The following is a 14156-nucleotide window of genomic DNA, read 5'->3' on the forward strand; positions in this document are numbered from 1 at the left end:
GCCCGGAGGAGCCACGAGGCCGGTCGGGCGGTAGAGACGTGCGAGGTCGGAGGTCAGCAGCGCGCGGCCGATCCGCGCACCGGTCTCATAGCCGATGATGGCGGCCGCCAGCAGTCTGGCGCCGTGCAGCGGCGTCTGTTCGGACAGGGCGAGAAGGGTCGGCCAGATCACGACGCCGTGGTGTGTGATGCTGGCGGCATGCATGTCTTCGCGCACGAGGCCGTGACCCATCACGGCATTGGCGAAGGCTGCGTCGGCGGGCGAGGAGAGTTGCGAGGTCCCGATGATCGTTGCAGGGCCGCCGGCTTGCGCGATGGCAACCGCCTGACGACTCCAGGGATGATGACCGGCTTCGAACGCACAGGACAGGAAGTCGAGCAGACAGAGCTTTGCCTTGGCGACGACCTCCGGCCCGAAATCGCCGAGATCGACAGCAAGGGCGCTCCGCGCCATCTGGCGCGCGAGCGATATTTTGCCGGATACGGTCGGGCCGATCGTCATCGCGGGTCGCTCTCTCCCTTGGCTTGCGCGCTTAGCCGCGCATCTCCACTCCGGCCCACTCCTCGAGCACCTTGGCGATCGAGGTGAAGTCGGACGAAGCGCCGTATTTGGCGTTGGTGATCGCGAGCATCTGCCGCACCACAGCGCCGCAGACCATCGGCACGCCCATGGCCTCGGCCTCGTCCACGCAAAGACGGACGTCCTTGTAGGAAAGGCCGGTGGTGAAGCCGAAATCGAAGGTGCCGGGCAGCACCGCGCGCGGGAATTTGTCTTCGGATGCGCTGTTGCGGCCGCTGCTGGCGTTGATGATGTCGATCAGGACCTTGGCGTTGACGCCGCCCTTGACGCCCATCGCGACGGCTTCCGAGGTGATCACGAGCGCTGCGGCCGCCATCAGATTGTTGGCGAGCTTGGCGGTCTGCGCCACGCCGGGCTTGTCGCCGGTATAGAACAGCTTGCCGAAATTCTTCAGGATCGGCTGCACGGTCTCGTAGGTGGACTGTGGGCAGGACACCATCACGGCCAGCGTGCCGTTGACGGCGCCCTTGATGCCGCCGCTCACGGGCGCATCGACCAGCGTCATGCCCTTGGCCTTCAGGCCTTCCGCGACGAACTTCGCTGCGCCGGGACCCGAGGTCGAGAGATCGATGACGATCTTGGCACGGTTGCCGCTGCTGATGCCGTCCTGGCCGAGCGCAACGGCCTTGACGATGTCGGGCGTCGGCAGGCTCGCAAGCACGATGTCGGCGCGCGAGGCGACCTCGGCCGGCGAGTTGGCGAGGAGGGCGCCGCGCTTGACCAGCGGCTGGGTTGCCTCGGTCTGCGTGTCATAAACGACGAGCGAATGGCCCGCGTCCATCAATCGTCCCGCCATGGGACCGCCCATGCGGCCCGTGCCGATCACGCCGAGCATTTCTCCCGCCATCGTTCACTCCCTGTCGCGCGGTCCCGTGACGGGCGCGCCTTCTTGATCTTCTGGTCGATCGTTTCGCGGTCGGTCTCGTCGGCCGCAATCGTTGCGGCGAGGGGACCCCGCGCCAGCGAGCGGGATTGTTATGATTGTCAGACAAGCTGTCAAGCATAACATTTGGGGTCGACAGTTTGCCGCGGATCGGCATATGGTTCGGGAAAACGAGGAAGACGCCCCGCGTGCCGCAAGACTCAATTCCAAGCGTGAGCAGGACGCTCGCTGATTTCGTCGCGGCCTCGTCGTGGGCGGAAGTGGAGGCGCAGAGCCTCGAGGCGCGACGATCGATCCTCAATTTCTTTGCGACCGCGCTCGGCTCTGCACGCGATCCCGTGGTCGTGGCCGCGATGCGCACGCTGTCGCCGTTCAGCGGCGCCGCGACTGCGACGGTCATCGGCCATTCGGAGCGAATGGACGCGATGTGCGCCGCGTTCCTCAATGCCATCTCGGCGAATCTGCTCGATTTCGACGACACCCATCCCGATACGATCATCCATCCGGCAGCACCGGTCGCCGCGCCCGTGCTGGCGCTCGCGGAAGCGCGCGGGATGACGGGGCGCGAGGTGCTGACCGCGTTTATCCTCGGTGTGGACGTGGAGTGCCGGATCGGCAATGCCGTGTCGCCGCGCCACTATGCGCGCGGCTGGCACATCACCTCGACCTGCGGCATTTTCGGCGCAGCAGCGGCGTGCGCGAAACTGCTGGGGCTGCCGGCGGAGGGGATCGCGAATGCGATCGGAATTGCGGCGAGCCAGTCGGCCGGCAATGTCGAGAACCTGCCCAGTGCCGCCAAGAATGTCAGCGTGGGCAATGCTGCGCGGAACGGCTTGTTCGCCGCGCTGCTGGCGCAGCAAGGCTATGAGGCGGCGCCCAGCGCCATCGAAGGCCCGCTCGGTTGGGCGCGCACCATGGGCGACGAGCCGGATATTGCTCGCCTGCTCGACGGTCTCGGCAAGACCTGGGAGATCGCGAAGAACACCTACAAGCCTTACCCCGCCGGCATCGTCTTCCATTCGGTCGTCGATGCCAGCCTTGTTTTGCGCGAGCGCATCGGCCGGCAGGTCGATCAGATCGAGTCGGTGACGGTACAGGGCTCGGCGCTGCTGCTTGCCCGCGGCGATCGCCCCGTCAACAACGAGCGCGATGCGCGCGTCAGCATCCATCATTGCGTGGCGTGCGGATTATTGCTTGGCACGGCCGGGGTCGCTGATTTTGCGCGCGAGACGGTCGTCCGGCCCGATATAGCCCGACTGCGGAAGAAGGTGAGGGGGCAACTTGATGACCAGATGCCTGACGGCGCCGCACGCGTGACCCTGCGCCTGTCGTCCGGTGAGGTCTTCACCGAAACCGTCATCTCGCCCCGCGGCAGCCAGGCGGCGCCGCTCGCAGATCGGGACATCGAGGCCAAGCTGCGCGAGGGCGTGCAGACCGGTCGAAGCGACTGGGACGCCGACCGTGTCATCGACGCAATCTGGCGGCTCGACGCGGTCGATGACATCGCCGGCTTCATGCAATCGCTGCGGCCGCTGCCGGCATCGCGCCGGACGGCTTCCAACTAGAATCTCTCAAGACCTGAAAGGGACGATCATGAGCAAGACCGAACTGTTCGAAAAGGGCCTCAAGGTTCGCAAAGAGGTCCTCGGCGAGGACTACGTCAACAAGTCGATCGCCGGTGCCGACGAGTTCACGCGCACCATGGCGGAGTGGTCGACTGAATTCTGCTGGGGTGCCCTGTGGACGCGGCCCGGAGTCGATCGGCGCACGCGCTCGATCGTCAACCTGGCGATGCTCGGCGCATTGAACCGGCCGCACGAGCTGAAGCTGCACGTCAAGGGAGCCCTGAAGAACGGGCTGACCAAGGAGGAGATCAAGGAGATCCTGCTCCAGGTCGCGGTCTATTGCGGCGTACCCGCCGGCATCGACGCCTTCCGCAATGCGCGCGAGGCCTTCAACGAGGTCGACTCGACCGGTTCTTGAGCGCGAGCGCCATGGCTGATCCGGAATACGAGCTCTTCGCCATCCGCTACGCAACGCGCGATGCCCAGCGCAGCGAGCACTTCATCGGCGGCGATCCGCATGACGGGCCGATGCCGATGGACTATTTCATGTGGCTGGCGCGGGGAGGCGGGCGCACCGTCGTCATCGACACCGGCTTCAACGCGGACGTTGCCAAGCAGCGGAGGCGGAATTTCCTGCGCTGCCCGGTCGAGGCGCTTCGTGCGTTCGATATCGACCCTGGCGACGTCAAGGATGTGATCCTCACGCATCTGCACTACGACCATGCCGGCAATTTCGACCGGTTTCCGAACGCGCGATTCCATCTCCAGGAGCGCGAGCTGGCCTACGCCACCGGACGCTATATGCAATATCCGAGATTGTCGCATTCGTTCGAGGTCGAGGACGTCTGCGGGATCGTGCGGCTGAACTACGCGCGCCGGGTGTTGTTCTACGACGGCGACGCCGAGATTGCGCCCGGGCTGACGGTCCATGCGGCCGGCGGCCATTCAGCCGGTCTTCAATTCGTCCGCGTCAACACACGGCGCGGCCCTGTCGTGCTCGCCTCCGACGTCAGTCATTTCTACGAGAACATGACCAGCGAGCGTCCGTTCACGACGGCGTTTCACGTCGGAGACATGCTGGTGGGCTTCGACAAGCTGCGCGCCGCGGCACCTGACGCGCACCACATCGTTCCCGGCCACGATCCGCTCGTCATGAAGCTCTACCCGGCGCCAGGCCCTGACCTGAATGGTATCGCGGTTCGGCTCGACGTGGCGCCGGCAGAAGCCGCCGAGGGCGAAGGCGTTTAGGGAACGCCGGCGCGACCGGGCGAGCTTCTTGCTCGCGGAACCAAAGCCCTTCCATTGGCATTCAGTCGCTGAATTCGCCGCCGCGATGTCGACTGACGGCTTGCGGCGATGCGCTTCACGGTGGAGACCAATGAGGGACAGCGCTTCGGAAGTCGCCGACATCAGGGATGCCGTTCACCTCTGCATCGACATGCAGAACATTTTCGCCCCCGGCGGCCTGTGGGCGACTCCGTGGATGGAGCGGGTCCTGCCGGCGATCGTCTCGATCGTTTCGCGACACCAGGCCAGAACCATGTTCACACGTTTCATCACGCCGCAGGATCCGGAAGATCGTCCCGGCCAGTGGCAGAGCTATTTTCGTCGCTGGCGCGAGGCGACCCGCAGTCGTCTTCCGCCATCGGCGCTCGAACTCGTGCCGGCGCTGAACAAGTTCGTTCCGCCGGCAGCCATGATCGACAAGCCGGCCTATTCCGCGTTCAGCAATCCCGCCCTCGCGAGCCTGCTGGTCGACAAGAATGTCGGCACGGTCGTGATATCAGGGGCAGAGACGGACGTCTGCGTGCTGTCGACGGTCCTGAGCGCCGTCGATCTCGGCTTCAGGGTCGTCATCGTCGAGGACGCGCTGTGCAGCTCGTCCGACGTCGGGCATGACGCGCTCATGACGATGTACCGCACCCGCTTTCACGGCCAGGTCGACCTGATGACCGCGGAGGAGCTGTCCGAGTTCTGGCGCGAGTAGGGGGGACATCGCCGCAAAGCCGAAAAATGCGTCGCGGCCGATTCACATAGCCTAATGCGCGGCAGCCCCAAAGCGGTCACATTGCGCGGGCTGGAAGGGGGCTGGATGGCGATGGATCGCATCGAACAGGCCTTTGTCGCGACCGCAATCACGGGTTTTCTCGTGATGTTGGTGGCGTTTGCCTGGATGATGATGAGCTGACGCGGGGAGGCTTGCCGTCTTGCGCGTCGCGCTACCTTACGCCGCTGTTCTGCTCTGCCTGGCGGTGACCGCCTGGCTTGCCTTCGCGCATCTGTTTTGATCGTCGATCGGCTGCGAACCCCAGAGCTGCGAACCCTCAGATCAGTGCTCGTCTCCGGATTTCCGGCTGACCCGCGTCAATTGTTTGCAGCAGATGCTTGCAAGGCGCGCGCGTTTGCAAGCAGCGGTCACGGCGTTGCTGGGTCGCCCGTCGCGGGTTGACCGCCGACGAGGCTCGCAAGGTTCAGCGCCATGGCCACGATGTCGAGCGGCTTCTCCCAGAGCGGCACGTCCTGGAATTCCGTCTCGATGCTGAACTTGTCGTAACCCGTGGTGAACACGAACGGCACCTGGCGTGCCCTGAGCTCGCGGGCGATCGGAAAGATCGGCTCGGCGCGGATGTTCACGTCGAGGACTGCGGCATCGAGAGTGCCGCCATTGTGCAGCATCTCGACCGCATCCTCGATGTGGCCGACGGGACCGGCGATCTCCGCGCCGAGCGTGCGCAGCGCGTTGCCGATGTCATCGGCGAGAAAATATTCGTCCTCGACCACGAGGATGCGGCGACCCTTCAGCGGCGTGCGTTGACGAGGCGACGTGGGCGATACCGGCATGATCCCTCCAGCGTTCCCTCCTCCCTATTAGGAACATTAGGGCTGGAGGACGCCTTGGCGCAACGAAACAGCCGAAGGCGGGTTCCATGAGCCACCGCGATATCATCGTCATCGGAGGCTCGGCCGGAGCCACCCAGCCGTTGAAGCGGATTCTGAGCCGTCTGCCCGCGGACCTTCCGGCCGCCGTCTTCGTCGTTCTGCACATTCCCGCGCAGGGCATCGGCATCCTCTCGACGGTTGCCAGCAGCGCCGCGGGGACCGGATCGGCAGTGACAAGCTCGTCTCCCTGGCCGAACCGGTCGCCTCGACCCGTCCGGCTTGCGGCGGGGTCATGTCCCAGGTCAAGGAATTGCGCCCGCTGCGCTTCCGCTGCCAGGTCGGTCACGCCTATACGGCCGATGCGCTCGCCAAGGAGCAGGAGGGCCGGGTGGACGAAGCCCTGCGGGTGGCGCTGCGCATCATCGAGGAACGGGCCGAACTGGTGCATCGCATGGCCGCCGACGGCCGGCGGAGCGGGAGGCTCGCGATCGCTGAAATGTACGAGGCGCGGGCGGCCGAGTACCGCGAATATGCCGACATGATCCGGCGCGTCGTGCTACAATCGCTCGACCCTCCGGTGCGCAAGCCGGAGGCTTGAAGGCGCCCCATGGCCATCTCGCTCGCCAAACGGACGGCCCAGCTCTACGCCGAGCAGACTCTCCTGGTGAAGGCCGATAAGGACATCGAGGAGGGCTGGCAGCGCATCCGAAATCAGGAAGACCGAGTGCGCGAACTCATGGCTGGCGGCCACGCTACGCGCCAGGCGGAACGGCTGGTCGATCTGCTCAAGCAGACCCTGATCGAATGGGAGCGCCACCGCGTCCTGATCGAGCAGCGCGTCAGGTATCTGCAGCAGGAGGTCGAGGCGGGGTAGCCGGCGCCGCGTCGGCTGAACGCGGCACCAGGCTCGACCTGGGGTTATGTGCTGCTTGGCACCGCGGGTCCCTGCCGCCGGATCGAACGCGTCCGGGCACATTTTTCCTTTGATCTGTTGGGGTAAGATCGATTTCTGCTATTTGCAGGGGCCGGGCACCCGTTGGCCCCGCGTCGGTGAACGAAAGCTGCCTGAGCCATGAATGAAGTCGGCGACCAGCCGGTCGATGGAGAGCGCCAGACGAAGACCCCGCTGATCATCGGCGTGGGTGCCTCGCCGGGTGCGCTGGACAGCATCGAGCGCTTCTTCGCCAAGCTGACCGTCGGGATCGATCAGGCCATCGTGCTGGCTCTTCAGCATCACGAGGCCTTCGACGAACCGCGGCTGCGTGAGGTCGTGCGAAATTCCAAAGGCAAGATCGCCGAGATTACCGATGGCCATGCGGTGGAGGGCGGCACGATCTATCTGTGCCCGCCGGCGATGATCACCACCATCCATGACGGTCGATTTGCGATCCGCAAGGCCGAGCAGGCGCCCGGCGAGCGCGCCACCATCGACAGCTTCCTGGTGTCGCTCGCGGAGGAACGCGCCGAGCAGTCCATCGGCGTCCTTCTTGCCGGCACCGGCGGTGACGGCACGCTCGGCACTGCGACGCTGAAGGATCATGGCGGCCTCGCTATTGCCGAAAGGGTCGCGAGCCCGGAACAAGCCGAGCATCTGGTCGACGGCAACACGCCCGCCTCGATCGCCGACTACGTGCTGCCGCCGGAGGAGATCCCAGAGCACATCCAGGTCTATGCCCGGCATCTGCGGCGCCTGGAGGAGAAACAGGGTTTCGACGAGGTTCTGGCCGCGGCGGCGACCTCGCTGTCGCGCATCGCGGATATCCTGCGCAGCAAGACCGGCAATGACTTCCACGGCTACAAGCAGAACACCTTCCTGCGCCGCGTCCAGCGGCGCATGCAGGTGGTCCAGATCGACGACATTTCCGCCTATGTCGATTTCCTGCGCAACGACAAGGACGAAGCGCAGAACCTCTTCAACGATCTCCTGATCGGCGTCACCGAGTTCTTCCGCGACAAGCGCGAATTCGAAGTGCTGGAGACGCAGATCATTCCGAGGATTTTCGACGGAAAGAGCGCTGGTCAGCAGGTTCAAATCTGGGTGCTCGGCTGCGCCACCGGCGAGGAGGCCTATTCGATCGGCATCCTCCTGCGCGAGCACATGGCGCGGATGGATTCGGCGCCGCAGGTCCAGATCTTCGCCACCGACATCGACGGACGCGCGCTCGCGACCGCCCGCGTTGGCCGCTATCGCACCAGTATCGAAACCGACATGACGAGCGACCGCCTGGCGCGCTGGTTCGTGCGCGAGGGTGACACTTACTGCGTGGTCAAGGAGCTGCGCGAGATGTGCATCTTCTCGCAGCACAACGTCATCAAGGACGCGCCGTTTTCCAAGCTCGACCTCGTCTCCTGCCGCAATCTGCTGATCTATTTCAATGCCGAATTGCAGAACCGCGTGATCCGGCTGTTCCATTTCGCGCTGCTGCCCGACCGTTACATGTTTCTCGGCAATTCCGAGAACGTGACGCGGCATCCGAAGATGTTCGAGCCGGTCGACCGCCGCGCCCGCATCTTCAAGAAGCTGGAGACCGGAACGCGGCTGACGCCGGAATTCCCGATCACGACCGCGGCGGGCAGGGTGCCGGTCGAAGTGCCCACAGCCCGCGCACTCGGACCCGACGTCGCGCTGAAGCGCCGCGCGCAACGCATCGCGGAGCGTTATGCACCCGCCTATGTCATCACCGACGACAATTTCCAGATCCTGCACTTCTCGGGACGCACCGGCCGCTACATCGAGCCGACGGCGGGCGCCGCCACGCTCGACCTGCTTCAACTGGTGCACCGCGACATCCGTCTGGAATTGCGCACCGCGCTCGGGCGCGCTGCCGAGACCAACGAGCCCACCCATGCAGGCCCGGTGCAGCTCGGTGTCGACGGTCACCGTGTCCTCGTCGACATCACGGTGGAGCTGATCCAGGAAGGGCCCGGTGGTCACCGCAGCTTCGTCGTGCTGTTCAAGGACGGTCCCATCCGCGCGATCGAGGCTGACCGGAACAATCCCAACGTGCTGGTGCGCACCGAGCACGTCGAGCGCCTCGAAGGCGAGCTGCGCGCCACGCGCGAACGCCTGCAGGCAACCATCGAGGAGCTCGAGAGCACCAACGAAGAGCTGAAATCCTCCAACGAGGAGCTTCAGTCGGCCAATGAGGAGCTCGAGACCTCGCGCGAGGAGTTGCAGTCGGTCAACGAAGAATTGACGACGGTCAACGGCGAGCTGGCGCACCGTGTCCAGGAATTGACGCGCGCCACCAGCGACCTCAAGAACTTCCTCGAGAGCACGCAGATCGCCACCGTGTTCCTCGACAACGATCTGCGCGTGATGAACTTCACGCCTGCGATCACGCAGATCCTGCATCTCGTCGAGACCGATGCGGGCCGGCCCATCGCCCACATCAAGGCCCGCATTCCGATCGAGGAGCTCTATGACGACGCCCGCCGCGTGCTGCGTACGCTCGCCAGCGTTGAGCGCGAGCTGAGCGCGCCGAACACCGACACGCGCTACATCGTGCGCATCCTGCCGTATCGCAGCATCGACAATTTCATTGCCGGGGTCGTCATCACCTTCATCGACGTAACCGCGATCACCCGCGCCGAGGAGCGCCAGCGCCTGCTGCTGGCCGAGCTCCAGCATCGTGTCCGCAACACGCTCGGCGTGGTGCGCTCGATCGCCCGCCGCTCGGCGGAGACGAGCTCTACCGTGGAGGAATACGCCTCGCATCTCGACGGCCGCCTCAACGCATTCGCCCGCACCCAGGCGATGGTGACGCGCGATCCCGAGGGCGGCATCGACCTTGAATATCTCGTGGTCGAGGAGCTCCTGGCCTATAATGCCCACGAGGGTGAACGGATCCGGGTCTCCGGCCCCAAGGTGCGCTTCCAGGCCAAGGCCGCGGAAACGTTTGCGCTCGCGATCCACGAGCTTGCGACCAACGCACTGAAATATGGCGCCCTGAGCCAGCCGAGCGGACGTGTCGAAATCACCTGGCGCATCGACGAGGGCAGGGACCCTGCCGAGCTCCTGTTCGAATGGCGCGAGCGCGGCGGGCCGCAGGTCAAGCCGCCGCCGCGAAAGGGTTTCGGTACCGAGCTTCTGGAGCGCACGCTGGCATTCGAGTTCAAGGGGCAAGCCGCGTTGGCATTCCACCCTGCGGGATTGGAATGCTCCATCACGATTCCCCTCAGCAGGCGCATGTTCCATACCCCGGTGGTGGCTGGCTGATGCCGTTATCGACGTCTGATCGCAGTGTGATGGAGCCGGCCATTCGCCGGCTGAGCGCGCTGAGGCCATTGTCGGCGGAGGCCCGTGCTTCACTCGAATATGCGATGCTCGAAGGGCTGCAACGCGCCGGCTCGGGCGAAGACCTCCTCTCGGAGGGGGATCCCGTCGACAGCGTCCGTATCGTGCTCTCGGGCTGGCTCTGCCGTTACAAGACGCTCGAGGATGGCCGGCGCCAGATCGTCAATTTCGTTTTTCCGGGCGAGAGCTGCGACGCCCATGCGTTCCTGCTCTCGGTGATGGACCATTCCATTGCGACGCTGACGCCGGCGGTCTACGCCGAGATCAAGCGCGGGCGTTTCGAGAGCCTGGTGGCCGGCGACCGCTCGCTCGCCGAAGCGTTCTGGTGCGAGACGCTGGTCAACAACGCGATCCAGCGCGAATGGGCCATCAATCTCGGCCGGCGCGTGGCGGTGGAGCGCGTGGCCCATCTGTTCTGTGAGATATTCGAGCGGCTTCGTCCCGTCGGCATGGTCGACGGCAATTCCTGCATCATGCCGGCGACGCAGATGGATCTCGCCGATGCAACGGGACTGTCGGTGGTTCATCTCAACCGCACCGTTCAGGAACTGCGCGCCTCGGGCCTGATCGTGTTGCGCGATCGGACGCTGACCATCAACGACCTCGACGCGCTCAAGGACGCGGCGCTGTACTCGCCGAGCTATCTGCAGCTCTATCGGCGCGGCTAGACTGCGACCTGCACTGGACCGCCGGCCGTGGCTGGGCGGGGATCGATCATTCAACGATCGTGATCATTTGCGTCACCCAGACCATCACCTGGGTCAAGCCTCTCCTTGGGGAAGGGCTCGTAGCTCTTGCGCCCAAGAAACGTGTCCGGCAGGGATGTCGTGAGCACGTCCCATGCCTCGCGGATCGTCCTGCGCGCGTGCTCGACGTGCTCTGCGTCAGACGACAATGGAAAGTGAATCGGCGTTTGCATGGCCGTGCTCCCTGTTGTGCAGGCGGGAGCGCAAGCGGTCTCTCAGCCACCGGCGCCTGGACAGAGCCTCAGCCGGTGACGAACGGACGATACGCCTTTCGCGGTATTATGGCCATAGGTGCCATGCGCCGAAGTCCATGTTGCGTCCCAAGCTTTGCGGCCCCTTATTCCGGGAGTTGGCGCTGCTCAGGGCTTTTCGGTCCGTCCGGGCTCGGCCGCTTGAAGCTCCATGCATTCGGCTCGTTTGCGATACTCCTCCGCCATTTCCAGCAGAGCAGTTCGCGTTGCGGAGGAGGAACTAAGAGCGGCCTGATGCTCGCAGCTCTTCTGGAGTTGGCGATAGCTGTCCATTTGCGTCAATCCAGGCTGGGTCACGATGTTCCTAGATTAGCAAAAGACGTCGTCGGATGATTTAACCCATGTTACGCTTTTGGCCCATGTTACACCGGCGAAGCGTTCCCTCTCCGACGGCGCTGCGCAACCGTTCCGTGTCTGGAATGTTGTAGAGGCATCGCCTGCGCGCGATGATCTCAGTCGGTGAGAACGCGACGGAGCGCTCCGATCCAATGATCAGGGAGAACGCCCCATGTTGATGCGGCGTCGAGTGAGGCAAATGGATCCGCTGGAGATACGGCTTGCCGCCGAAGCGGAGCGGCTGCGCGAAGAGGCAAAATTGCTTCCGCCCGGCGCGGCTCGCGACGAGATGTTGCGCAAGGCGCGTCAGACGGAAACTGGCTCTCAGATGAGCGAGTGGCTGCGGTCGCCGGGCCTGCAGCCACCGGATTAGCGTCTGCTGGGCGCGGCGGTGCTAGCGCCGCTTCGCCGTCTTGCTGCGCCGGTTGTAAGGCGAGCGGTTGACGGGCCGCAGCGAAATCCCCTCGCGTTGCGCCTTGCTGCGAATGGCCGCGACCGGACGCTGCAGCTTGATGCTCATGACGCCGGTCGGCGTGTTGCCTTTCGCGAGCTGCTTCAACTTGCTCACGTCCGCGGGCGTCCACGGTTGCCGCGCGCGGCGCTTGTACGCGGGATTGGCCTTGCGCGGTCCCTTGCGCCCGATCGGTGAGCCCGCGCGCTTCCATGCTGCTTTTGCCATGATGTCCTCCTTCAAGTCTTCAAGAACATATGAATCAGCATTTCGGTTCCGCCGCAATCAAGCGACAAGCCGAGCGTCACGCCCCGCTTCGCGATCGCAAAATCACGCGGCGTTAACTTATTGAAATGCTGGAACCGTCTGTTGCGGCGGAAGCTACCAGCGTTGCCGGCTGGGCCGCCTCAACCGGCAAGCGACTTGAGTGACAGAGAACTGGCCCCGGCGCCAGATTCCCCGCCGGGGCCGATTTCCTTCCATCCGAAATCCGCCATGAAAGTCCAATGACCGCAAAACGAAACCGCAGGAAACAGACCCAATCGCTCCAGGAGCGGTTGGCGGCATTCGCTGAAAAGGCTCGCGAGCGCGCAAGCAGCCTGCCACCCGGCAAGGAGCGCGAGACGCTGCTGCGGCGCGCGAAGCAGAACGAGATGACCTCGAACCTCACAGACTGGCTGAGCACCCCGGTCTATCCAAGGCGAGGCGGTGACCATGCGTAGCTTCAAGCATTACCGCGCGTTCCAGATCGATCCGGACGGGCACGTGTTCGGCTGCATCAACCTCGTCTGCGACGACGACGAGCAGGCCAAGCGCGAAGCCGCCGCGCTCGTGCTGGTCCATCACATCGAGCTGTGGCGACTGGACCGGCGGATCGCGCGATTCGATGTGTCGCCGGAAGCGGCTCGCCAGTAAGGGTCGAGGAACCGCGTGCAGCGCCCCGGGTTGGTCGGATACCGACTTCGCCGGGAGCCAGCATGACGGACGCCGAAATTCGCAAGGGGATGCCGCCCGTCAAGCTGTCGCGCGGAGAGTTCGAGCAGCGTTACAGGGGCCAATTCGTCGATCCCGCCTTTGCGCCGCTGCAACGTGAGCTCGATGCGATCGTCGGCGCCGCCTGGGACGCCTACAGCCATTCGCGCAAGGCGCCGCTGACGCGAAAGGCGGGCGCGGGCTTCTCCGATCCCGACTACGACATCGCCATCGACTGGCTCGACGCGCGCGCAAAAATCCTGGAAGCACAGCGACGGCACGACGATGCGGAGGAGACGCCGCGCATCCTCGTCATCAACGGTTCGGCCCGCAGCGAGCACACCTGTCCCGGCGAGATGTCCAAGACCTGGCGTCTGGTCAAGCTGGCCGAGCCTGTCTTCACGGAGATGGGATTTGCCGTCGACATCCTCGATCTGTCGCGCCTCGCCTCCGAATTCGGCAAGACCATTTATCCCTGCAAGTCCTGCGTCGGGACGGCAATGCCGCTCTGCCATTGGCCATGCAGCTGCTATCCGAACCATTCGCTGGGGCAGACCCATGACTGGATGAACGAGATCTATCCGCTGTGGGTTGCCGCTCACGGCATCCTGATCGTGACGCCGGTGAACTGGTATCACGTGCCTTCAGGGCTCAAGGCAATGATCGACCGCATGGTCTGCGCCGACGGCGGCAATCCCGATCCGAGCTCCACGCACGGCAAGAAGGCCGATGAAGCCAAGGCGATGGAGCTGAAGGGCTGGCCCTATCCGCGCCATCTCGCCGGCCGTCATTTCGGCGTCGTCGTCCACGGCGATGCCGTCGGTGCCGAGGGCGTGCGCCGCGCCTTGTCGGACTGGCTGACCGACATGCAGCTGGTCTCGGCGGGCCGCTTTGCCGAGCTCGACGGCTATGTCGGTTACATGGAGCCATATGCCATCTCGCATCGCGCGCTCGATGAGGACAGGGAATTCCAGCAGGAGGTGCAGAACGCGGCGCGCGCGCTCGGCAACGCCGTCCGGCTGGCGAGAAGTGGGCAACTTCAGGAGCCCGGCGAGGGTCTTGCCGACCCGAACCCCAAATGACCATTGCTCGGTTTGATTGCCTGATTGTCGGCGGCGGCCCCGCGGGACTGATGGCTGCGATCTATCTGGCGCGTTTCCGCCGCAGCGTCTGCGTCGTGGACGCCGGCGCCAGCC

Annotated in this window: 18 protein-coding genes and 1 pseudogene; 14 read left to right on the forward strand and 5 right to left on the reverse strand. The window is 64.7% G+C overall.

Translation table 11 applies throughout. The annotated features are described in order from the left end of the window. Both MOV75_RS09870 and MOV75_RS09875 read right to left on the reverse strand, forming a co-directional pair. Positions 1 to 501: MmgE/PrpD family protein (locus tag MOV75_RS09870; protein ID WP_247005551.1), on the reverse strand; the 501-nt coding region annotated here is incomplete at its 3' end. A gap of 31 nt (positions 502 to 532) precedes the next feature. Next, positions 533 to 1426: an NAD(P)-dependent oxidoreductase gene (locus tag MOV75_RS09875; protein WP_246923154.1), complete on the reverse strand. Its 894-nt coding sequence runs from the start codon at positions 1424 to 1426 to the stop codon at positions 533 to 535. A 248-nt stretch (positions 1427 to 1674) separates the two neighbouring features. Between MOV75_RS09875 and MOV75_RS09880 the strand changes: the two genes are divergently transcribed. The 5 genes from MOV75_RS09880 to MOV75_RS09900 all read left to right on the forward strand — a co-directional run bounded on the left by MOV75_RS09880 (position 1675) and on the right by MOV75_RS09900 (position 5215). Then, positions 1675 to 3027, forward strand: a complete 1353-nt coding sequence (locus tag MOV75_RS09880) for an MmgE/PrpD family protein (protein ID WP_246923151.1) — start codon at positions 1675 to 1677, stop codon at positions 3025 to 3027. Positions 3028 to 3055: 28 nt separating this feature from the next. Then, the gene (locus MOV75_RS09885) at positions 3056 to 3445 is read left to right on the forward strand and encodes a carboxymuconolactone decarboxylase family protein (protein WP_246923148.1); all 390 of its coding nucleotides are present in this window, start codon (positions 3056 to 3058) and stop codon (positions 3443 to 3445) included. 11 nt (positions 3446 to 3456) lie between these two features. After that, entirely contained in the window at positions 3457 to 4275 is an 819-nt protein-coding gene (locus tag MOV75_RS09890) for an N-acyl homoserine lactonase family protein (protein ID WP_246923144.1), read from the forward strand. Positions 4276 to 4405: 130 nt separating this feature from the next. Beyond that, a complete protein-coding gene (locus tag MOV75_RS09895) occupies positions 4406 to 5014 on the forward strand; it encodes a cysteine hydrolase family protein (protein ID WP_246923140.1) in 609 nt (202 codons plus the stop codon). A gap of 54 nt (positions 5015 to 5068) precedes the next feature. After that, entirely contained in the window at positions 5069 to 5215 is a 147-nt protein-coding gene (locus MOV75_RS09900; RefSeq protein WP_246923137.1) for a hypothetical protein, read from the forward strand. Positions 5216 to 5442: 227 nt separating this feature from the next. On the opposite strand, the gene MOV75_RS09905 is transcribed toward MOV75_RS09900, so the two are convergent. Further along, positions 5443 to 5868 (reverse strand): response regulator, encoded by a 426-nt coding sequence (locus MOV75_RS09905; RefSeq protein ID WP_246923134.1) that lies wholly within the window; start codon positions 5866 to 5868, stop codon positions 5443 to 5445. An 86-nt stretch (positions 5869 to 5954) separates the two neighbouring features. Between MOV75_RS09905 and MOV75_RS09910 the strand changes: the two are divergent. From MOV75_RS09910 to MOV75_RS09925, 4 genes and pseudogenes are all read left to right on the forward strand, one after another. Continuing rightward, a pseudogene (locus tag MOV75_RS09910) lies at positions 5955 to 6505 on the forward strand (chemotaxis protein CheB). A 9-nt stretch (positions 6506 to 6514) separates the two neighbouring features. Then, entirely contained in the window at positions 6515 to 6781 is a 267-nt protein-coding gene (locus MOV75_RS09915) for a hypothetical protein (protein ID WP_246923132.1), read from the forward strand. Positions 6782 to 6979: 198 nt separating this feature from the next. After that, positions 6980 to 10126 carry a CheR family methyltransferase gene (locus tag MOV75_RS09920; RefSeq protein ID WP_246923128.1) on the forward strand — a complete coding sequence of 1049 codons (3147 nt, stop codon included), beginning with the start codon at positions 6980 to 6982 and terminating at the stop codon, positions 10124 to 10126. Next, a complete protein-coding gene (locus MOV75_RS09925) occupies positions 10126 to 10872 on the forward strand; it encodes a Crp/Fnr family transcriptional regulator (protein WP_246923123.1) in 747 nt (248 codons plus the stop codon). The genes MOV75_RS09920 and MOV75_RS09925 overlap by 1 nt, the downstream gene beginning before the upstream one ends. 50 nt (positions 10873 to 10922) lie before the next feature. Here MOV75_RS09925 and MOV75_RS09930 read toward each other — a convergent pair whose 3' ends face one another. Continuing rightward, positions 10923 to 11123, reverse strand: coding sequence for a hypothetical protein (locus MOV75_RS09930; RefSeq protein WP_246923119.1), 201 nt, complete (start codon positions 11121 to 11123; stop codon positions 10923 to 10925). 586 nt (positions 11124 to 11709) lie between these two features. Here MOV75_RS09930 and MOV75_RS09935 point away from each other — a divergent pair. After that, positions 11710 to 11910: a hypothetical protein gene (locus MOV75_RS09935; RefSeq protein WP_246923114.1), complete on the forward strand. Its 201-nt coding sequence runs from the start codon at positions 11710 to 11712 to the stop codon at positions 11908 to 11910. A gap of 21 nt (positions 11911 to 11931) precedes the next feature. Here MOV75_RS09935 and MOV75_RS09940 read toward each other — a convergent pair whose 3' ends face one another. After that, entirely contained in the window at positions 11932 to 12216 is a 285-nt protein-coding gene (locus tag MOV75_RS09940) for a hypothetical protein (RefSeq protein ID WP_246923111.1), read from the reverse strand. 278 nt (positions 12217 to 12494) lie between these two features. Here MOV75_RS09940 and MOV75_RS09945 point away from each other — a divergent pair, with 278 nt between their 5' ends. The 4 genes from MOV75_RS09945 to MOV75_RS09960 form a co-directional block, all read left to right on the forward strand. Beyond that, positions 12495 to 12710: a hypothetical protein gene (locus MOV75_RS09945; RefSeq protein WP_246923109.1), complete on the forward strand. Its 216-nt coding sequence runs from the start codon at positions 12495 to 12497 to the stop codon at positions 12708 to 12710. Continuing rightward, positions 12703 to 12903: a hypothetical protein gene (locus tag MOV75_RS09950; protein ID WP_246923106.1), complete on the forward strand. Its 201-nt coding sequence runs from the start codon at positions 12703 to 12705 to the stop codon at positions 12901 to 12903. Before MOV75_RS09945 ends, MOV75_RS09950 begins: the two co-directional genes overlap by 8 nt. A gap of 62 nt (positions 12904 to 12965) precedes the next feature. Continuing rightward, entirely contained in the window at positions 12966 to 14042 is a 1077-nt protein-coding gene (locus tag MOV75_RS09955; RefSeq protein ID WP_246923104.1) for a flavodoxin family protein, read from the forward strand. Further along, a partial coding sequence (locus tag MOV75_RS09960) for an NAD(P)/FAD-dependent oxidoreductase (protein WP_247005555.1) occupies positions 14039 to 14156 on the forward strand: 118 nt, incomplete at its 3' end. The genes MOV75_RS09955 and MOV75_RS09960, both read left to right, overlap by 4 nt.

The organism is Bradyrhizobium sp. PRIMUS42, from assembly GCF_023006515.1.
In the GTDB taxonomy this organism is placed as follows: Bacteria; Pseudomonadota; Alphaproteobacteria; order Rhizobiales; family Xanthobacteraceae; genus Bradyrhizobium.